The following is a 19,612-nucleotide window of genomic DNA, read 5'->3' on the forward strand; positions in this document are numbered from 1 at the left end:
TAACCGGCCTGGGTCCTGCAGGTGACCGGATCGTCAGCTTGTCCCCGATTTTAAAGGCACAAAATGGACGGCCTCCAGCAGGGTCTGCCTGACGCCCTGGGGGGTTTTGTCAACCACCACCAGCGCCTGGGCACCGCCGGCGGTTTGCATGGGCGCCACCAGCCTGCCGCCTACCGCCAGCTGCTCAATCCAGGCAGGCGGAATGGCCTCCCCGCCGGCAGCAGCAATGATGGCTGCATATGGCGCGCCCTTGGCGTAACCCATCATGCCATCACCAAACAGCAAGTGCACATTGGGCAGGCGTAAAGTCCGCAAATTCTCCCTGGCTTTGTCGTGCAGGCCGCGCAGCCTTTCGATGCTGTAGACCTCCGTCGCCAGATGGCTGAGCACCGCGGCCTGGTAGCCGCAGCCGGTGCCGATTTCAAGCACCCGTCCCAGCTTGCCGGCCGCGCCGTGGCGCAGCAGTTCCAGCATGCGGGCCACCACATTGGGTTTGGAAATGGTTTGCCCCAGGCCAATCGGCAGGCTGGTGTCTTCATAGGCCTGGTTGACCAGCGCGGTGTCGACAAAACGGTGGCGTTCAACCGCCCCCATGGCGGCGAGTACCTGCGCATCGGCAACACCTTGCGCGGCAAGCTTGCTCACCATGCGCGCACGCACGGCGTGCGAATCGAGTCCGACACCGCCCGACAACGCGGAGGCTACGGGTGGCGCCGGTTTCTTCAAGCTATTTTGGCCTTTAGCGCGCTCTGGCCGTGCGCTACCAGCTATTGATTTTGTAGCAGATGGAACACCCGCGTCAGGCTTCAGTCGAACCGGAAATGCCGGGCGGCCTGCAGCGACCGGCGCTTTGGCAGTGGGATTGAACGGCGGTTTGAGGCTGGATTTCATGACGATTTTTTGTGCAACTCGGCCAGCCGGGCAGCGGTTTGGGCCCAATAAGGCAGACGCTCATGATCGGTCAAATCCACCTGCAGCGGGGTGATGGACACAAACTTCTGGCTGGTGGCGTAAAAATCGGTTCCTTCACCAGCCTCTTTCGCAGGCCCTGCGCCGCCAATCCAGTACATGGTTTCGCCGCGCGGGCTGGTCTGCACGATGACGCGTTCGGCCGCATGGCGCCGCCCCAGCCGGGCCACTTTCACACCCTGGATCTCGTTGTCGGGCAGGTTGGGAATATTCACATTGAGCAGCCAGGGCGGCACCGTCGGCTCCGCGCCTTCGGCGATGGTCTCCAGTGAAGGAATCAACTGTTGCACCAGCTCGGCTGCACGCCGGGCTGCCACATCAATGTGCGCCCAACCCTTTTCAGTCTGGGAAAACGCGATGGAAGGAATTCCGAACAGGTAGCCTTCCATGGCGGCGCCCACGGTTCCGGAGTAAATCGTGTCATCACCCATGTTGGCGCCGTTATTGATGCCTGAAACCACCAGGTCGGGCCGGTAGCCCAGCAAACCCGTCAGCGCGATATGAACGCAGTCTGCCGGTGTGCCGTTGATGTAGCGAAAGCCGTTGGCCGCGGTCTGCACGTACATCGGCGAGTGCAGGGTCAGTGCGTTTGATTTGGCACTGTTGTTGTGCTCGGGTGCCACCACCTCGACATCGGCAACGGTTTTAAGCGCTTCGTAGAGGGCAATGATGCCGGAGGCCTGGTAACCGTCGTCGTTGCAAATGAGGATTTTCATGGACTGATTTTACGGTCACGGCTGCGACAGCCTGAGCCCTGCCGGACATCGCAAAACCTGCCGCTTTGCCTATGATGCAGACAAGGTGCCGTCTCTTTCCGCTGGCGGCCCGCCTTTCTTCTTCTGTTTCTTCTGTACCTGTCGCAGCATTCCTTCTATCGGAGACATTCCATGCAAGCCTGGCTTTGTGAAAACCCCACCGGCGTAGACGCCCTGACCTGGAAAGAATTGCCCACACCGCAACCCAAGGCAGGCGAAGTGCTGATTGAGATCAAGGCCGCCAGCCTGAACTTTCCCGACCTGCTGATCGTGCAGAACAAGTACCAGATGAAGCCGCCCCTGCCCTTTGTGCCCGGCTCCGAATACGCCGGTGTCATCCAGGCGGTGGGCGAAGGCGTCACGCACCTCCAGGCAGGGCAAAATGTGGCCTGCCTCTCCGGCACCGGAGGGTTCGGCACGCACACCCTTGCACCGGCGGCCCTGTGCATGCCCTTGCCCAAAGGGTTTCCCTTTGTGGATGCAGCCGCTTTCATCATGATTTACGCGACCTCGTGGCACGCCCTGATGGACCGCGCGCAACTCAAGGCCGGTGAAACCGTCCTGGTGCTGGGTGCGGCAGGCGGTGTGGGTACCGCAGCCATACAGATTGCCAAAGCCGCCGGGGCCCGCGTGATCGCGGCCGCATCGACCGATGAGAAATGCGCCCTTTGTACGTCCATTGGCGCGGACGCCACCATCAACTACACCACGAAAAACCTGCGTGACGAAATCAAGGCACTGACCGAAGGCAAAGGGCCTGACGTGATTTATGACCCGGTCGGCGGCGAGTTTAGCGAGCCGGCCTTTCGCTCCATCGCGTGGCGGGGCCGTTACCTGGTGGTGGGCTTTGCTTCGGGGCCCATCCCGTCCCTGCCGCTCAACCTTACGCTGCTCAAGGGCGCATCCATCGTCGGCGTGTTCTGGGGAGACTTTGCCAAGCGCGAACCCAAAGCCAATGCGGCCATGATGGCCGAGCTGGCCGGCTGGTATGCCCAAGGCAAGATCAAGCCGGTTATTGACCGCACCATGCCCATGGCCGAACTGAAAGCCGCCTATGCCCACATGGGCTCACGTGGCGTCAAGGGCAAGCTGGTCATGGTGAACTAGGGCCTGGCCCGCCTGCACAAGGCAGCTGCACCAGGCCCCAAATGAAAAAGTCCCGCGAGCCTTGCGGCAAGCGGGACTTCAAATACTGGGGTGGCTGATGGGGCTCGAACCCACGACAACAGGAATCACAATCCTGGACTCTACCAACTGAGCTACAGCCACCGGAGCCCTGCATTATAGCGGCAAAGCCGCTGCAATTTACTGGGTGACGACTTCTTCTGCGCCTGCCTTGGCGACAGGAGGCTTTGCCACCAGGATTTTCGTCTTGAAGCGATCTTTCAGGCCGTTGTAATACGCCAGATTTTCTGCGGCGGTCCACCACTGCGTGTACTGGCTGCGTTCCTGCTTGGCTGCTGCTTCAAGCGGCACCTCGCGCGGAACCACCTTGTTGACCTTGATCACGACATAACCTTGTGCGCCGAGGCTAACCCCGGCAAATGCCGGCAAAGCAGCAGCATCGGCGCGGAGCGCCGCATCGATCACCGGGTTGGGAAGCTTCTGGGTTTGCTCACGCGACACGACCACAGGCGCGGCCAAAGCGGTTGCAGACGCCGGGGCGGCCTTCCAGGCAGCCAGCTTGGCCTCGCCTTCCTTGCGCGCTTCTTCGGCGCTGCGCTGGGCAACCCAGCGCTGGCGTACAACATCTTTCACTTCGGCAAAGGGCTGGGTGCGTGCCGGGGTGTACTGGGTGATCCGACCTGAAACCAGCTGGCTGGGCACTGTTTCTATGGCTTCGGTATTGCGCTTCTTTTCGATCGCGTCAGGCGAAAAAAGTGCGCCCAGGAATTTCGGATTCGACAGCACGCCAGCCGCACCGGCTTTGGGCTGCCGGGCCACATTGCTGGCCGCCTTGACTTCAAGCTTCAGCTTGTCCGCCACGGGCTTGAGGCTGTCGGGCTGCTCATAGACGCCATTGGTGAAGACATCGGCAACTTCAGCAAATTTCTTCTGGGCTTCCTGCTTGCGGAGGTCGGCTTCCAGCTGCGGCTTCATTTCTTCGAACGCGGGCCGCTTCGGTGCCTTGATGTCCGTCAGCTTGATGATGTGGTAGCCGAACTCCGACTCCACGACATTGCTGATGTCGCCTTTTTTCATCGCAAAGGCGGCGTCCTCAAACGGCTTGACCATCGAGCCGCGTGCGAAGAAGTCGAGATCGCCGCCGGCAGGTGCCGAGCCGGTGTCCTGCGAATTCTTGCGCGCCACATCGGCAAAAGTATCAGGCGCCTTCCTGACCTGCGCCAGCAATTCCTCTGCTTTGGCCTTCGCCTTTTCGCGATCGGCTGCCGAGGCAGTCTTGGGCGTTGCAATCAGGATGTGGCTTGCCCTGCGCTCTTCAGTACCGCCCAGGCGCTGGATATTCTGCTCATAGTAGGTCTTGAGATCGGCTTCGTTGACAGTGACCGTCTTTTTGACAGTCTCGACGTCGAGCACCACATACTCAATGTTGGCCTGCTCTGGCGCCTGAAAGAGTTTCTCGTTGGCTTTGTAGAACTGCTCAAGATCGGCATCGGTCGGTGCCAGTTTGGCTGCCATATCGGCGGCATCAAAACGGGCCAGCTGGATTTCGCGCTTCTCGAAATAGGCATTGAGCGACAAATCAGCCGCAGCGTTCGTGGCGAAGCCGCTTGCACCAATACCGCCCAGCACCTGTCGGCTCGGCAGCCCGGCCTTGACATTGGCCTCAAAGATTTCCGGCGTCATGCCCTGCGACGCCAGCAACTGGCGATACCGCTCCATATCGAGCTTGCCGTCCGGGCCTTTCAGGGCGGCGATTTCAGGGATTTTCTGCAGCTCGCGCGCCAGATAGTCGTCGGTGACATGGGCAGCAGCAGCAACCACGCGGTCGCGTACCAGCCGCTCCAGCGTCGCGTAGCGTGCTTGTGGTGTGTCCAGCAACTTGACATCAATCGACGGCATGGAAGCGCGTATGCGCTGGACTTCGTTCTGGTGGGCCTGGTCCCATTCGGGCTGCGTGATGTCTTTTCCGTCGACAACGGCAACGACCCCGCTGTTGTTCCCGGAGGGACCGTTGCTGTTCATGCCCACCAATATAAAGGACGGAACAATCAGCAAAAACAGCAACGCCATGGTGACTTTGGTGTGCTTGCGAATGAAATCAAACATCTCGAACTTCCTGTGCTGCAACAGCTTTACGAACAAACCGGGAGCCAACAACAAAAAAGGCGAACCATGTTCGCCTTTTTTCGTGGGTGGTGGGTGCTGACGGGCTCGAACCGCCGACCTACGCCGTGTAAGGGCGCTGCTCTACCAACTGAGCTAAGCACCCCACGTTGAGTTTCCGTTTCAGTTCAAAGCATCCTTGAGAGCTTTGCCTGGACGGAACTTTGGAACCTTGGCAGCCTTGATTTTAATCGCATCGCCGGTACGCGGATTGCGGCCGGTGCGCGCAGCACGTTTTCCCACGGCAAAAGTGCCGAAACCCACCAGAGACACGGAGCCTCCTTTTTTCAGGGTTGTTTTCACAGCGCCAATGGTTGACTCCAGCGCGCGCGTGGCGGCAGCTTTGGAAATATCAGCATGCTTGGCAATGTGCTCGATCAGTTCAGTCTTGTTCACAAGGAGCCCCTCGTTGATAAAAAGTTAATCTGGTTGTCTCTAAAAAATATCTCCCGGGACACTGTGTTGAGTGTGTCAGCGGGAGCGGCATGTGCAGTTTTCTGCTGATTCCAATTAGAGCCATGGACTCCTAACCTGTCAATACAGCAGCAAGTTTTTACAACGTGCGGAGGCGGATTCTAGACGGTTTTTCAGCGCTTTCACGGCTTAATCGTAAGCATGATGTGTAATTTTCATGCTTGACAAAAGCCGTCTTTATGACGGTTTCAGGAAGCGGACAGGGCCTCGACGACGGCCTTGCCAAGGTCTGTCGTCCCTGCTTTTCCGCCCAGGTCCGGGGTGCGCGGCGCACCGCTTCCAGGGCTCAACACCTTTTCAATTGCAGCGAGGATGCCGTCATGCGCATCCTTGTGCCCCAGGAACTCCAGCATCATGGCACCGCACCACATCTGCCCGATAGGGTTGGCGATGTTACGGCCCGCAATGTCCGGGGCCGAGCCGTGCACCGGTTCGAACAGCGAGGGAAATTTCCGCTCAGGATTGAGGTTGGCGCTGGGCGCAATGCCTATGGTGCCCGTGCAGGCCGGCCCCAGGTCACTCAGGATGTCGCCGAAGAGATTGCTTGCCACGACCACGTCGAAGAAGTCGGGCCGCTGCACAAAATGCGCCGTCAGGATGTCGATATGAAATTTATCCAGCTGAATGCCTGGATAGCTTTTTGCCATCTCGGCCACGCGCTCGTCCCAGTAAGGCATGGAGATGGAAATGCCGTTGGACTTCGTCGCACTGGTCAGGTGCTTCTTGGGCCGCGACTGCGCCAACTCGAACGCGAACTTCAGCACACGGTCTACGCCGATGCGGGTGAACACCGACTCCTGCAGCACAAACTCGCGCTCCGTACCCGGGAAAGCCCGCCCGCCAATACTGGAGTATTCGCCCTCGGTGTTTTCACGGACGATGTAAAAATCTATTTCACCGGGCTGGCGGGCGCTCCCGTCGCGCCGCACAACCGGCGCGATGATGCCGGGCATCAAGCGTGCCGGTCGCAGGTTGATGTACTGGTCGAACTCACGCCTGAATAGCAGCAGCGAACCCCACAAAGACACGTGGTCGGCAATTTTCTCGGGCCATCCCACCGCACCGAAGTAGATCGCGTCATGGCCTCCAATCTGGTCTTTCCAGTTGTCCGGCATCATCTTGCCGTGCTTTTCAAAGTAGTCCCAGCTTGAAAAATCGAAGTGATCAAACTGCAGGTCAATGCCGTATTTGACGGCCGCAGCCTCCAGCACACGCACGCCCTCGGGCATCACCTCTTTGCCGATGCCGTCGCCGGCGATGACTGCGATGCGTTTTTTTCCGGAGCTCTTGCTCATGGTGTTCCTTTTGGACTGGGTTGAATTGGAGTGACGTCGATTTGGTCAGGTGAATGCCGTTGATTCAGGATTTGAAAAAGCCAAGCGCTTCAGTCAGCAACAATCCCGGCGCTTCTTCCGCAATGTAGTGGCCACAAGGCAGGCTCCGGCCCGAGACATCTTTAGCCCTGTCTTGCCAGAGATTCAGCACATCAAAGCATTGACCTACCGCGCCATGGTCACCCCACAGGACCCGCAGCGGCTGCGCCAGGCGCAGGCCGGCAGTGACGTCCGCGCGGTCGTGCTCCAGGTCGATGGTGGCAGAGGCCCGGTAGTCTTCGCAGATACTTTGAGCGGTGCCTGGGATTTGCGCGCAGCGTTCGTACTCGGCCAGGGCGGCCGGCGCGAAAGCTGCAAGGCCCGCATGGCGCTTGCCCATCACGCTGCGCACATACCGTACCGGATCAGATTCAATCAGTGCCTCCGGCAAAGGCGGCGGCTGGATCAAGAAGAACCAGTGCCAGTAAGCGCGCGCAAATGCATCCGAGGTGTTGTCGTACATGGTCAGCGTCGGCGCAATGTCCAGCACCATAAGGCGCTCGACTGCACCCGGGTGATCGAGCGCCATGCGGTGCGCCACCCGCGCGCCGCGGTCATGGGCCAGCACCTGAAAGCGCTCGAACCCATAGGCTTTCATCACCGCGACGGCATCCAGCGCCATCGCGCGTTTGGAATAGGCCTCGTGCGCTGCGTCGCCGGCAATCCGTGCGGAGTCACCGTAACCTCGCAGGTCCATCATCACGACGGTGAAATGTTTCGCGAACTCTCCCGCGACGAGATGCCACATCACGTGAGTTTGCGGGTGTCCGTGAAGCAACAGCAGCGGCGCGCCCGCGCCGCCCTGCAGGGTGTGCAGGCTGCCAGCTGGGCCTTCGATGTCGCAAACAACAAAATTCTCAAGCATCAATCAGTCTGCCTTGGTTCGTCTTCGGTCGAGCAATTCCCCGGTGCCTTGAACGTTTTTTAGATCCTGACCCGATTTTGTAGAACAGTCGCATCCAATACAAGCAATAATCAGGCAATCAATTATTTCCAAAAAGGAATTAATAATGGAACGCAGCGACCTTGAACTGGTGCTTGCCGTTCGCGACCACGGGAGCCTGGCGGCCGCAGCGCAAAGCCTGGATGTGGCGCCGCCGGTCGTAACCAAGCGGCTTGCCGCGCTGGAGGCCAGGCTGGGCCAACGACTGTTCCAGCGCACCACCCGCCGCGTCAGCCCCACCGCCGAGGGTGAAACAGTCTGCGAACGGGCCATCATCCTCCTGCAGGGCTTCCAGGCGCTTGAGGCGGAGTTGCAGGAGCGAAAAGCGGAGCCCACGGGGTTGATCCGGCTTGCTGCTACTTTTGGGTTCGGCCGCCTGTGGCTGGGACCTGCGCTGGCGGAATTCCAGGAGCGTTATCCGCGTGTCGAGATACAGCTGGAGCTCACCGAGCATTTGCCCGACCTCGCGCTGGAGGGTTACGACGGCGCCATCTGGCTCTGGTCGGTACAGGGTCGGCAGGCGGCCCAGTGGGTGTCACGCCGTCTTGCGCGCAACCAGCGCATCATGGTGGCCTCGCCCCGTTACATCAAACAACACGGTTCACCCGCCAGCCTGGAGGCCTTGCAGGACCATGCCTGCCTGATCGTGCGCGAAAACGGCAATGCCCCGGGACAGCGTTTTGATGTCTGGCCGCTGCACAGGGAACGCGAGAAGACCGCGGTGCGCGTTCGCGTGCACGGCCCGCTGGCCAGCAATTCAGGGGAGCTGGTACGCGACTGGTGCATGGAAGGCCGCGGCATCATGCTGCGCAGCCTTTGGGATATTGCGCCGCACATCGCGTCGGGCCGGCTCGTGCGCGTTTTACCGGCCTATTCAATGCCCGATGCCGACATTCACTGGCTGGCCCCCTACCGCACCGACCAGCCACGCCGTATTCGCCTGCTGATTGACCACCTGGTCGCACAGTTCCAGGAAGCGCCCTGGAAAACTACGCTGCCGCCGGCTTCGCGGCCCGCACCACGAGGCTCACGCCCAACGCCGTGAGCGCGGTGCCGGCAATCGTGCTGAGCGTAATGGGTTCGTCAAACAACAACCATGCCATCAGGGCGGTCGTTGGCGGAACCAGGTACAGCAGGCTGGTCACGGCTGTAGCTGCGCCGCGCTGGATCAAAAGGTAAAGCAGGGAGCTTCCTCCCAGCGTGAGCACCAGCACCGACCACGCCATGGCGCCCAGAACCTGGTGGTTCCACGTGATCGCTTCAGTTTCAAACAGCGCAAACGGCAGGGTCACCACGAAAGCAGCGGCCAGCTGAATGGCATTGGCACTGCGCACGTCGGCAGGTTTGACAAAACGTTTCTGGTAAAGCGTTCCCGCAGTGATGCTGAACAGCGCAAAGACCGTGCAGGCCAGCGTCAGCGCCGTCACTTCATGGCCCGTGCCGAATTTGCGCGAAACCACCAGCAACAGCCCGCCCAGCCCCAGCGCCAGACCGGCCCACTGGCGTGAGGTGACCTTGGCCTCGCCGCCGTTTGCCCCGGGCGAGGCAACCCACGAAACCCAGAGCGCCGTCAACACTGGCTGAAGTCCGACAATGAGTGCGGTCAAGCCCGAACCCATGCCCGACTTCACGGCAATCCAGACGCCACCCAGATAACCGGCATGCATCAACACGCCGGCCATGGCCAGATGCAGCCATTGCGCCCGGCCTTGCGGCCACGCGGCCCGGGCCAGCACGATCCAGACAAGGAAGCAAACAATCGACAGGAAATAACGGATCGCCAGGAAAGTCAGCGGCGGCGCATACGGCAAGCCATATTTGGCGACGATAAAGCCGGTGCTCCAGATCAGTACAAACACGGCGGGCATGGCCCGGATCAGCGCATCGGAAGAGGATGAAGAAGAGGAAGAACTCAAGGACAGAAGCCTTAGAACGGCAACACCAAGGGCAGGACTACTTGGCGCGCGCGCGGATTTCCGGGATGGCTTTTTTCAGGTAATAAATCATGGACCAGACCGTCAGGATGGCGGAGATCCAGATCAACCAGGTGCCCCATACGTGCGTGTTGATCACGCCGAACAGCACGCCGTCGAACAGCAGGAAAGGGATGGCAATCATCTGCACCGTGGTCTTGACCTTGCCGAGCATGTGCACGGCCACGCTTTTGGTCGCGCCAATCAGGGCCATCCACTCGCGCAGCGCCGAGATGGCAATCTCGCGGCCGATGATGATGAGCGCCACGAACACGTCGGCACGCTGCAGGTGCACCAGCACCAGCAAAGAAGCGCAGACCAGGAACTTGTCGGCCACCGGATCGAGGAAGGCGCCGAAGGAAGAAGTCTGGTTCAGCTTGCGCGCCAGAAAGCCGTCCAGCCAGTCGGTTGCGGCAAACACGACGAACATCACGGTGGCAATCAGGTTGCGCTCCGTGGGCGCCAGGTTCAGGTAGAACACCCCCACGATCAGCGGAATCGCAACGATGCGAGTCCAGGTCATCAACGTAGGGATGGTCAGAAACATGCCCCGATTTTGGCATGAGCCGTGCAGTGGTGCCGGATAGCGGTGCAAAGCACGCCAAAACAGTGCGTTCCGTTGCACAAATACATCTGCGCAAATTTCAAAGAACTGCTGCCGAAACAGGGCACGCAACCGATGCTGCCTCAATGCAGGGCGCGGTAGATTTCCTCGGCCAGGTCCTTCGAAATGCCATCCACCGTGGCAATGTCTTCCGCGCTGGCCGAGGCGATGCCGCGAATGCCGCCGAAGCGCTGCAACAAGCTGGCGCGCCGCTTGGGGCCAATGCCGGCAATGTCCTCAAGCTTGCTGCCGCCCACCCGCACCTTGGCGCGCTTGGCCCGCATGCCCGTGATGGCGAAACGGTGGGCTTCGTCGCGGATCTGTGCGATCAGCATCAGCGCGGCAGAATCCCGCCCTAAATAGACCTTGTCACGGCCGTCCGCAAACACGAGTTCTTCCAGGCCGACCTTGCGGCCCTCCCCTTTTTCAACGCCGGCAATCAGACCCAGGTCCAGGCCCAGCTCTCCGAACACCTCACGTGCCATCGACACCTGCCCCTTCCCGCCGTCGACCAGCACCAGATCGGGCAGTTTGCCCTCCCCATTGCGTGCAGCTTCGGCCAGCCGGGTATAGCGGCGCATCAGTACCTGCCGCATGGCGGCGTAGTCGTCGCCTGGCGTGATGCCTTCGATGTTGTAGCGGCGGTATTCGCTGTTGACCATCTTGTGCTCCTGGAACACGACACAGGAGGCCTGCGTCGACTCACCGGCCGTGTGTGAGATATCAAAGCATTCGATGCGTAGCGCGTCCAGATTGTCGAGCGGCAAATCAAGCGCCTCGGCCAGCGCGCGCGTGCGCGCCTGCTGGGAACCTTGCTCCGCCAGCAACCGGGCCAGCTGCAGGCCGGCGTTCTTCTGTGCCATTTCCAGCCAGATGCGGCGCTGCTCGCGCGGCTGGTGAAGGGCCGTGACCTTGATCCCGGTCTGTGCGCTCAGGGCGTCCATCAGCTCTTTGTCCACCGGCTCGCTGCACACCAGGGTGGGTGGAACCGGCACATCAATGTAATGCTGCGCAATGAAGGCTTCCAGCACCAGGGCCTCAAGTGACTTGCCCTCAGGTGCAGGCACAAGCGCCGGGGCAGCACTTTCACCGGCCGCCCCGGCTTGCGCGGCCTGCCGGGCGTCTGCATCGATCTCAGCATCCAGCGCCGCGACGTCGGTCGCGTTCTCCACATGGCTGGGGAAGTACGCCCTGTCGCCCAGGTGGCGGCCGCCACGCACCATGGCCAGGTTGACGCAGGCCTTGCCGCCCTGCACCTTCACCGCCAGGATGTCGACGTCCTTGTCACCGCCGATTTCCATGGACTGCTGGTGCAGCACCTTGGACAGCGCCGACATCTGGTTGCGCAACTCTGCGGCCTGCTCAAACTCCAGCTTCTCGGCATGCACCAGCATTTTTCTCTCGAGCTCGGTCAGGATGTCCTGGGCCTGGCCTTGCAAAAAGCGTTCGGCGTTGGCGGTGTCCAGCGCGTACTGCTCGGGTGACACATGGCCCACACAGGGTGCGGAGCAGCGCTTGATCTGGTACAGCAGGCAGGGCCGTGTGCGATTGTTGAACACCGTGTCTTCGCAGGTCCGCAGCCGGAACACCTTTTGCAACAGCAAGATGGTGTCTTTCACCGCCCAGGCGCTGGGGTACGGGCCGAAGTAGCGGTGCTTTTTCTCGACCGCGCCGCGGTAATAGGCAATGCGCGGAAAGACGGCAGCCGTGGGCGCAGCGCCTTCTTCGGCCGGACGCGCGCCTGTCAGCTTGAGGTAGGGGTAGCTCTTGTCGTCCCGGAACAGGATGTTGAATTTCGGGTTGAGCGTCTTGATCAGGTTGTTTTCGAGCAGCAGCGCTTCGGCTTCTGAGCGCACCACCGTGGTTTCCATGCGGGCGATCTTGGTCACCATATGGCCGATGCGCGTGCCGCCATGGTTCTTCTGGAAGTAGTTGGAGACCCGCTTCTTCAGGTTGCGCGCCTTGCCGACATACAGCACACCGCCCTCCGCATCGAAGTAGCGGTACACGCCGGGCAAGGCGGGCAGCGCGGCCACTTCGGCCAGCAACTCGGGCGTATGTCCGGCGGGTAACTTTTCAGCGGGGGAACGTTCAGGCATACCCCTATTTTGCCGCGTACCGGCGCTTCAGAAGAAAACCCTGACAGGACCGTTGCCCTTTCGGACCCGACCCGGCAAGGGGATTCAGCCTGGCCGGTAGTCCATGAGTTTTTTCGGCAACCTGATCAGCCACAAGCGGGTTGGCTTCTCGTCATCACTGCCATTGACGATTTCATACTTGAGCGGTGCTGCGCCTTTGCATTTTTTGCCCCCCAGGACACCGGCGGCGTTCACGCTGCAGTCATCGATTTTGACGGTTCTGCCGGCCGCATCGACGATTCGCGCGGACACGCCAAAGTCGTTGTCATTGATCAGCGCCAGCGTATCGTCGTTCACCAGGGCCAGGCCTTCGGCTTTCTCGGGAAGCCAGCCGAACTGGAGCTTTCCGCTTGCATCCTTCTTGCGCAAGTCAAGGATTTCCAGCCGCTTCGCGGGGACAACGCCGGCGGCCGACAGCTCACTCACGGCGTCGGCATATTCCAGCTCCAATCCACCCTCCAGCTTCTTGCCGGTCAAATCCGTGGCCTGGGCCACATCTACCGCCACCAGCAGGTTGTGCACTTCACCATCGGCCTTGAATTTGCCTTGCTCGATCAGCACAAAGCGCGTGTCACTCAAGGCGACGATGTCGCCAATCTTGGCGTCCTTGCTCTTACCGTACCGGGTCACGTCGTGCGGATAGGCAAACATGCGGGTAGCCCCATTGGCGGGATTGAATTCCACCAGACGGGTAAAGAGCGCCTTGCTGGTATGCCGGGCCGACAAACCACTCCCCATATCTGGCATTTCCAGAATGCTTTGAATGGCCATGACCAGCTTGCCGCCGGGCGTGATGGCCAGGCCTTCGCAGCCGCGATTCGGCTGGCGAAATTGAATCACGTCTGGCAAGCCGTTGGCCGGCGCGAATTTGGCCGCAATGCGGCCGCTGTCAACTGCCACCTTGATCAGATACGGGCCGTATTCATCACAAATCCAGACGTGTTGGCCATCCGGGTCCATGGCGATGGCTTCCGGATCAATGCCATGGGTGTCGAAGGCCAGGGTGGCTTGCAAGGCTTCGGTCAAGGGCGTTTCACCCGAGGAGCCAATGCCGCCCTGCACCGGGCGGCCGCTCACGTTCACCCCATCTGCAGTTTTGATGTCGGTCACCGACACCAGCTCAGCCACCCCATTCCTGAGGCGGATCAGGCCAAACTTGGGCGCGTAATTGGGTGCGGGAAAGGCCTTGGTTTTGTTGGCCGAAGTCGCACCGCTGCTGCTGTCAAGGTCGGGCGAGTCGCCGTTGGGGCCGCGATCGGTCAGCGCATAAAACCACAACGTGCCATCGGCATCCTTGTTGCGCAATGTCAGCCCCGAACCAGGCGCCAAGGGAAAACCTTGAGGAAAACGCTGTCTGATGCCCACGTCCGCACCGGTGTAAGGCACGTAAAAGCGGGTCGCAACCTGCAGCACATGCCTGGTCAGGGCCACACCCTCAATGACAGACGTTTCCGCCTTTTCCAGGCCTGCCTGCGCCCATGATGAGACGCCACCGCCGGCGCACAAAGCCAGCCCCAGGATAGCGGCCATGCCCCGCGCACGCATCGCCGATTTAAATAGAACCACGATGAACTCCATTTCAAATTGATGACGGCTTGTACCCAGCCTGAGTGACATGGCTGTGACAGGGGGAGCACGCCACGCCGCAGCGTGCGGGCCGGCATCGCGGCTGCATCACAATACCCGCCATGGCTGCTGCGCGCGTTTGGGACATTTTTTGCAAAGTCATCGACAACTTCGGGGACATTGGTGTGTGCTGGCGTCTGGCCGCCGACCTGGCCTCGCGCGGGCACAAGGTGCGGCTCTGGGTGGATGACGCATCCGCGCTGACATGGATGGCCCCCGGGAGCTGTGAAGGCGTACAGGTATTTCCCTGGCCATCCGGTGAACAGCCCCTGAACCTGGACGCCGCAGGGCTCGCCGGGCAACCCTGCGATGTGCTGATCGAGGCCTTCGGCTGTGAAGTTGCTCCTGATTTCATAGCTGCTTGCGCTCGTCTGCATTGGGCTGGAGGCCAAAAACCTGTATGGATCAATCTTGAATACCTGTCTGCCGAGGACTACGTGGAGCGCTCCCACGCCATGCCGTCGCCGGTACAAAGCGGCCCGGCCGCCGGCTGGACCAAGTGGTTTTTCTACCCGGGTTTTACGGCTGATACCGGCGGGCTGCTGCGTGAGTCAGGCCTGCAGGACAGGCAGGCAGGCTTTGACCGCGCCGGCTGGCTGAAAACCCACGGAATCCACTGGGGTGGCGAAACCCTGGTGTCCCTGTTTTGCTATGAGCCCCCCGCGCTCGAAGGCCTGCTGGCGCAATTTACGGAACACGGCTTGCAAGGCAAACCGGTGCATCTGCTGGTGGCCGCGGGGCGTGCCGCCAACGCCGTTCGTGCCCTGTATGATGATAAGAATCGGCTGCAACCCAATAAGGGCGGGCGCGAGCAGCTATCAATTTCATACCTCCCCCTGCTGACGCAAACCGGGTTTGACCACCTGCTCTGGGCCTCGGACCTGAACTTCGTGCGCGGCGAGGACTCGGTGGTGCGGGCGCTTTGGGCCGGCAAGCCTTTCGTCTGGCACATCTATCCGCAGCATGACGGCGCCCACCTGGTCAAACTGCAGGCCTTCCTGGACATGCTCCAGGCGCCGCCCTCCCTGCGGGTTTTTCACGCCGCCTGGAACGGCAAAACAGCGTCGCCACCCACCGCCGGCGGCCCGGCGCCCTTGCCCATTGACCTGCAGGCCTGGCAAGCAACAGCCCAGGCGGCCCGTTCCCGCCTCATGGCCCAGGACGACCTGAGCACCCGGCTGCTCGGTTTCGTGGCAAAAAAACGTTAAAATCATAGGCTTTGCAGAACAGCCTGAAGGTCGACCAGACTTTGGCGTCCTGCACAACCCGCCGCGGAACCTGCACACCGGTGCAAGCGTTTAGCGGCCTACCTCAGTAAAACTGCTATGAAAATCGCTCAAGAAATCCGCGCCGGCAACGTCATCATGAACGGCAAAGACCCGATGGTGGTGCTCAAGACCGAATACAGCCGCGGCGGGCGCAATTCCGCCACCGTGCGCATGAAGCTCAAAAGCCTGGTCGCCAACTTCAACACCGAAGTCGTGTTCAAGGCCGACGACAAGATCGACCAGATCGTGCTGGACAAGAAGGATTGCACCTACTCCTACTTCGCAGACCCGCTGTACGTCTGCATGGACTCCGAATACAACCAGTACGAAGTCGAAGCGGAAAACATGGGCGATTCGCTCAACTACCTGCAGGACGGCATGGAGCTGGAAGTCGTGTTCTACGACGGCAAGGCCATCTCGGTTGAACTGCCCACCAGCGTACAGCGCGAAATCACCTGGACCGAACCCGCCGTCAAGGGCGACACCTCCGGCAAGGTCCTGAAGCCTGCCAAGATCGCTACCGGTTTTGAAATCGGCGTGCCTATCTTTGTAGCGCAAGGCGACGTGGTCGAAATCGACACCCGCACTGGTGAATACCGCAAGCGCGTGTAAAACCCGCTTCTGCCTCTTTCATCTCCCACAAAAGGCTCCTTACGGAGCCTTTTTGCTTTGCGCGGCCCCCCAGTCCCCGAAAAGCCGCCGCGTCGCCTGATCGTTCACAATAAGCTCATGGAACAAAAACAAGATTTATCCGTCAGCCGCCTGGCCAACGCCTGGGCTGAACTGCAGGCCCACGCACGGGAAGGCACACCGCTGGAGGCCGACGCCTCGCGGCTGGCATTTGCCGACCCGGAGTTTTTGCTGCGGCGTGAAACACGCGGGATCCGCTTCCAGCTGGAACTGCTTAAACCCGACTTGGAACAGCAGGCCCATGGCATTGAAAATACCGTGGTCGTTTTCGGCAGCGCCAGGTTTCGCAGCGAGGAAGATTCGGTCACCATGGTGGCCGAAGCCGAAGCAGGAGGTGACGCCGAAACCATAGACCGCGCGCGCAAACTGGCCCGCAATGCCCACTATTACGAAAAAGCCCGCGCCTTTGGCAAGCTGGTGGCGCAGTACAGCGAGACAAAACCGCCCGAGACCAAGCTCTTCATCTGCACCGGCGGCGGCCCGGGCATCATGCAGGCGGCGAACCGGGGCGCGCACGAGGCCGGCGGGCTCAGTGTGGGCCTGGCGATTGCCCTGCCCATGGAAGAAGCGGCCAACCCTTATGTGCCGCCCGAGCTGTCATTCAAGTTCCATTACTTCGCGCTGCGCAAGATGCATTTCATGATGCGCGCCAAGGCGCTTGTGGTGTTTCCGGGTGGTTTCGGCACGCTCGACGAACTGTTTGAAGTCATCACACTGGTGCAGACCCGCAAGGCCAAGCCGGTGCCCATCATCCTTTTTGGCAGCAGCTACTGGAAGCGCCTGCTCAACACCGACATGCTGGTGGAAGAAGGCGTGATATCGCCCAACGACCTCAAGCTCTTTCAGTATGTGGACGACGCACAGGTCGCCTGGGACCTGATCAAGGACTTTTACCGCCTGTAGGCCCGGTTTCGGGGGGGTGGCCGCCATGGGCAGACATGCTGTCCTTGAGCAGCCACGCCGCCCGTGAACCCGCGCCGACCATGGCCCCGGTGACCCAGAAGACCCCGCCAATTCCCATCAGCGCGCCGGCGGATCCAAACAACATGGGCATCACCACGCTGGACGCATTGATCGCCATCAGGCGCAGCCCCAGCGCTTCGCCGTGGCGTGCTTCCGGTGTGATCTGGTGCAGCATGCTCATCACCATGGGTTGCACCATGCCCAGCGCAAGGCCCAACAGGATGGAGCACAGGCCCATACCGATCGCCGAATGCATCAACGGGTAGATGCCGAACAGTGCGGCTGTCGCCAGCATGGAGACCGCCAGCACCTTCCACTCGCGCAGATGGGCCGCCACCAGCGGCATCACCATGCGGATCAAAGCCGCGGCCACCGCAAACGATCCCAGGATGGTGCCTATGACCGAAGCACTGATGCCGCGCTCAAAACCCAGCACCGGCACCACAAAAGTATGGACGTCCCAGCAGGACGACAAAAACCAGTTCACCAGCATGAGGCGACGAAAGTTGGCCTGGCGCAGCAAATCCCAGGCCTTGGGCTGCACCCCGCCGCTGGCGGCGATCACCGGCGGGAGTTCCCGCGTCTTGCGCACCAGGAACCAGCAGGCCAGCGGCAGGATCGCCATCAACAAAAACGCCGCGCGGTAGCCGGAAGTACTGCCCGGCACGGCACCCACATGGTCGATCAGCAGGCCGGCGGAAAAAGGTCCGATGAAATTGGACACCGCCGGACCGATGGCCAGCCAGCTGAACACCTGGCGCAACTCCAGTGCGCCGACCGCCGCACGGCCCACGTGGCGCTGCAGGGAAATCACTGCCGCGCCGGTGGCGCCGCCCGTGAGCAGCGCCGCCAGACACAGCACCGGGAACACCGGAAAGGCCACCGCAGCACCGGCTCCCAGCACCGCAGCGAACACGCTATACCGTATCGGGCGCCTGAGACCATGCCGGTCGGCGAAACGGCCGGCCGGCAGCGCCAGGAAGACTTGCGTCAGGGCAAACAATGCAAGCAGCACTCCCACCGCCGCGGGGCTGTAGCCCTCACGCAGCGCCAGCAGCGGCGCCGCCATGCGCGTGCCGGCCATGCAGGCGTGCAGGCAGATCTGCGCCACGATAAGGCGTGCAAGTTCAGGCGTCATGACGCACAGCTCATGCGGTGCGCATCAAATGTTGTCCAGGTCTTTGTCAAGCGGGTCCAATGGAAGCAGGCGGGCAGAATCGATTTCCGGGAGCGCTTCGACATTGCGCAGGGCTTTGCCCATGACACGGCTGCGCTGCTCGGCGCTGCTCAGCGTGTTGAGCACGGTTTCGGTTTGCGACTTGACCTTGGCCAGCACGTCACCGAACTTGCCGAACTCTGTCTTCACCGCACCCAGCACCTGCCAGACTTCGCTGGAACGTTTTTCTAGCGCCAGCGTACGAAAGCCCATTTGCAATGAGTTGAGCATGGCCAGCAAGGTCGTCGGGCCTGCCAGCGTCACCCGATGGTCGCGCTGCAGGAACTCCATCAGACCGGGTCGACGCAGCACTTCGGCATAGAGACCCTCTGTCGGCAAAAAAAGAATCGCAAAATCGGTGGTGTAAGGCGGGTCTATGTATTTCTCGGAGATCGACTTGGCCTCCAGGCGTATGCGCGTCTCCAGCGCTTTGCCGGCGATTTCAGCGCCCAGCACGTCGGCGCGCTGCTGCGCATCCAGCAGTCGCTCGTAGTCCTCGTTGGGGAATTTCGCGTCGATGGGCAGCCACAGGGGTTCACCCGAATCAGAGCGGCCCGGCAGCTTGATGGCGAAGTCGACCGGATTCTTGCCGCCGCGGCGGGTAATGACCTGGGCCGCGTACTGGTCGACGGTGAACACCTGTTCCAGCAAGGCCGACAGTTGCGCTTCGCCGAAGATGCCGCGTGTTTTCACATTGGTGAGCAAATGCTTGAGGTCGCCCACGCCTTGCGCCAGCGTCTGCATTTCGCCCAGGCCCTTGTGCACCTGTTCCAGCCGGTCCGCCACCTGCTTGAAACTTTCACCCAGGCGAGTCTCCAGTGTCGTCTGCAGTTTCTCGTCGACCGTCTTGCGCATCTCATCGAGCTTGGCCGAATTGGTTTGCTGCAGTTGCGCCAGCTGTTTTTCCAGGGTCTCGCGCACCTCACCCATGCGCCTGGCGTTCGACTCGCTGACGGACTGCAGCTGAGTGGTCAGGGTATCCGACAGCGTTTTTTGCAGCAGGGTGAGTTGCTGCGAAAACGCGTCGATCTGCGTGTTCTGCGTGCGGATCGCTTCGGCGCTTTGCTGCACCAGTGTTTGCTGGAAGGTGGCGAAGGTGGTCGCCAATTCCTGCCGGCTGCTGCGCGAGTTGTCACCGATTTCGCGCCGCAATTCGCGCTCGAGCTTGTCGTGGCCTGCCGCGATGTTCGCTAGCAGCTCGATGCGCCCCGTATCCGCTGGTTCGGCGGGCTTGCGCAGCAGCAGCCAGACCAGCAACAGCAGGTTGGCCACCAACAAGGCAATCATCAGCCAGGATTCCATCATGTGTTCATTGTCCGCTTGCTGTCTTCT

17 protein-coding genes and 2 tRNA genes are annotated in these 19,612 nt (G+C 61.0%); 5 read left to right on the forward strand and 14 right to left on the reverse strand.

Annotated features, from left to right (window positions below; genetic code table 11):
- Positions 1-33 precede the first annotated feature (33 nt).
- A complete protein-coding gene (locus AC1D1J_RS17790) occupies positions 34-891 on the reverse strand; it encodes a protein-L-isoaspartate(D-aspartate) O-methyltransferase (protein WP_477695436.1) in 858 nt (285 codons plus the stop codon).
- The gene (gene surE / locus AC1D1J_RS17795) at positions 888-1,685 is read right to left on the reverse strand and encodes a 5'/3'-nucleotidase SurE (RefSeq protein ID WP_477695437.1); all 798 of its coding nucleotides are present in this window, start codon (positions 1,683-1,685) and stop codon (positions 888-890) included. The genes AC1D1J_RS17790 and surE overlap by 4 nt, the downstream gene beginning before the upstream one ends.
- Positions 1,686-1,856: 171 nt before the next feature.
- On the opposite strand from surE, the gene AC1D1J_RS17800 reads away from it, so the two are divergent.
- The gene (locus tag AC1D1J_RS17800) at positions 1,857-2,831 is read left to right on the forward strand and encodes an NADPH:quinone oxidoreductase family protein (RefSeq protein WP_477695438.1); all 975 of its coding nucleotides are present in this window, start codon (positions 1,857-1,859) and stop codon (positions 2,829-2,831) included.
- A gap of 86 nt (positions 2,832-2,917) precedes the next feature.
- On the opposite strand, the gene AC1D1J_RS17805 is transcribed toward AC1D1J_RS17800, so the two are convergent.
- The 6 genes from AC1D1J_RS17805 to AC1D1J_RS17830 all read right to left on the reverse strand — a co-directional run bounded on the left by AC1D1J_RS17805 (position 2,918) and on the right by AC1D1J_RS17830 (position 7,724).
- Positions 2,918-2,993 (reverse strand) — tRNA-His (locus tag AC1D1J_RS17805).
- Between the two features lie 36 nt (positions 2,994-3,029).
- Positions 3,030-4,955, reverse strand: a complete 1,926-nt coding sequence (locus tag AC1D1J_RS17810) for a SurA N-terminal domain-containing protein (protein WP_477695439.1) — start codon at positions 4,953-4,955, stop codon at positions 3,030-3,032.
- Between the two features lie 87 nt (positions 4,956-5,042).
- Positions 5,043-5,118: transfer RNA gene (locus tag AC1D1J_RS17815), tRNA-Val, on the reverse strand.
- Positions 5,119-5,135: 17 nt separating this feature from the next.
- Positions 5,136-5,408 carry an HU family DNA-binding protein gene (locus AC1D1J_RS17820; protein ID WP_007874140.1) on the reverse strand — a complete coding sequence of 91 codons (273 nt, stop codon included), beginning with the start codon at positions 5,406-5,408 and terminating at the stop codon, positions 5,136-5,138.
- A 266-nt stretch (positions 5,409-5,674) separates the two neighbouring features.
- Positions 5,675-6,781: a tartrate dehydrogenase gene (locus tag AC1D1J_RS17825; protein ID WP_477686861.1), complete on the reverse strand. Its 1,107-nt coding sequence runs from the start codon at positions 6,779-6,781 to the stop codon at positions 5,675-5,677.
- 64 nt (positions 6,782-6,845) lie between these two features.
- Positions 6,846-7,724 (reverse strand): alpha/beta fold hydrolase, encoded by an 879-nt coding sequence (locus AC1D1J_RS17830; RefSeq protein WP_477695440.1) that lies wholly within the window; start codon positions 7,722-7,724, stop codon positions 6,846-6,848.
- A 145-nt stretch (positions 7,725-7,869) separates the two neighbouring features.
- On the opposite strand from AC1D1J_RS17830, the gene AC1D1J_RS17835 reads away from it, so the two are divergent.
- Positions 7,870-8,847: a LysR family transcriptional regulator gene (locus AC1D1J_RS17835; protein WP_477695441.1), complete on the forward strand. Its 978-nt coding sequence runs from the start codon at positions 7,870-7,872 to the stop codon at positions 8,845-8,847.
- Here AC1D1J_RS17835 and AC1D1J_RS17840 read toward each other — a convergent pair.
- The 4 genes from AC1D1J_RS17840 to AC1D1J_RS17855 all read right to left on the reverse strand — a co-directional run bounded on the left by AC1D1J_RS17840 (position 8,792) and on the right by AC1D1J_RS17855 (position 14,083).
- Positions 8,792-9,670 carry a DMT family transporter gene (locus AC1D1J_RS17840; protein ID WP_477695479.1) on the reverse strand — a complete coding sequence of 293 codons (879 nt, stop codon included), beginning with the start codon at positions 9,668-9,670 and terminating at the stop codon, positions 8,792-8,794. The genes AC1D1J_RS17835 and AC1D1J_RS17840 overlap by 56 nt on opposite strands.
- Positions 9,671-9,755: 85 nt before the next feature.
- Positions 9,756-10,322 carry a CDP-diacylglycerol--glycerol-3-phosphate 3-phosphatidyltransferase gene (gene pgsA / locus AC1D1J_RS17845; RefSeq protein WP_457278826.1) on the reverse strand — a complete coding sequence of 189 codons (567 nt, stop codon included), beginning with the start codon at positions 10,320-10,322 and terminating at the stop codon, positions 9,756-9,758.
- A 140-nt stretch (positions 10,323-10,462) separates the two neighbouring features.
- Positions 10,463-12,478 (reverse strand): excinuclease ABC subunit UvrC, encoded by a 2,016-nt coding sequence (gene uvrC / locus AC1D1J_RS17850; protein ID WP_477695442.1) that lies wholly within the window; start codon positions 12,476-12,478, stop codon positions 10,463-10,465.
- An 84-nt stretch (positions 12,479-12,562) separates the two neighbouring features.
- Positions 12,563-14,083 (reverse strand): esterase-like activity of phytase family protein, encoded by a 1,521-nt coding sequence (locus AC1D1J_RS17855; RefSeq protein WP_477695443.1) that lies wholly within the window; start codon positions 14,081-14,083, stop codon positions 12,563-12,565.
- A 122-nt stretch (positions 14,084-14,205) separates the two neighbouring features.
- Here AC1D1J_RS17855 and earP point away from each other — a divergent pair, with 122 nt between their 5' ends.
- From earP to AC1D1J_RS17870, 3 genes are all read left to right on the forward strand, one after another.
- Positions 14,206-15,351 (forward strand): elongation factor P maturation arginine rhamnosyltransferase EarP, encoded by a 1,146-nt coding sequence (gene earP / locus AC1D1J_RS17860; RefSeq protein ID WP_477695444.1) that lies wholly within the window; start codon positions 14,206-14,208, stop codon positions 15,349-15,351.
- 117 nt (positions 15,352-15,468) lie between these two features.
- Complete coding sequence (gene efp, locus AC1D1J_RS17865; RefSeq protein WP_411883615.1) at positions 15,469-16,023, forward strand: elongation factor P; 555 nt, start codon at positions 15,469-15,471, stop codon at positions 16,021-16,023.
- 117 nt (positions 16,024-16,140) lie between these two features.
- Positions 16,141-17,004, forward strand: coding sequence for an LOG family protein (locus tag AC1D1J_RS17870; protein WP_457278831.1), 864 nt, complete (start codon positions 16,141-16,143; stop codon positions 17,002-17,004).
- On the opposite strand, the gene AC1D1J_RS17875 is transcribed toward AC1D1J_RS17870, so the two are convergent.
- Positions 16,982-18,202: an MFS transporter gene (locus AC1D1J_RS17875; protein ID WP_477695445.1), complete on the reverse strand. Its 1,221-nt coding sequence runs from the start codon at positions 18,200-18,202 to the stop codon at positions 16,982-16,984. The genes AC1D1J_RS17870 and AC1D1J_RS17875 overlap by 23 nt on opposite strands.
- Positions 18,203-18,226: 24 nt before the next feature.
- On the reverse strand, positions 18,227-19,582 hold the full coding sequence (locus AC1D1J_RS17880; protein WP_477686920.1) for a DNA recombination protein RmuC: 1,356 nt from the start codon (positions 19,580-19,582) through the stop codon (positions 18,227-18,229).
- Between the last annotated feature and the right edge of the window lie 30 nt (positions 19,583-19,612).

This window comes from Polaromonas sp. P1_F8, assembly GCF_056405635.1.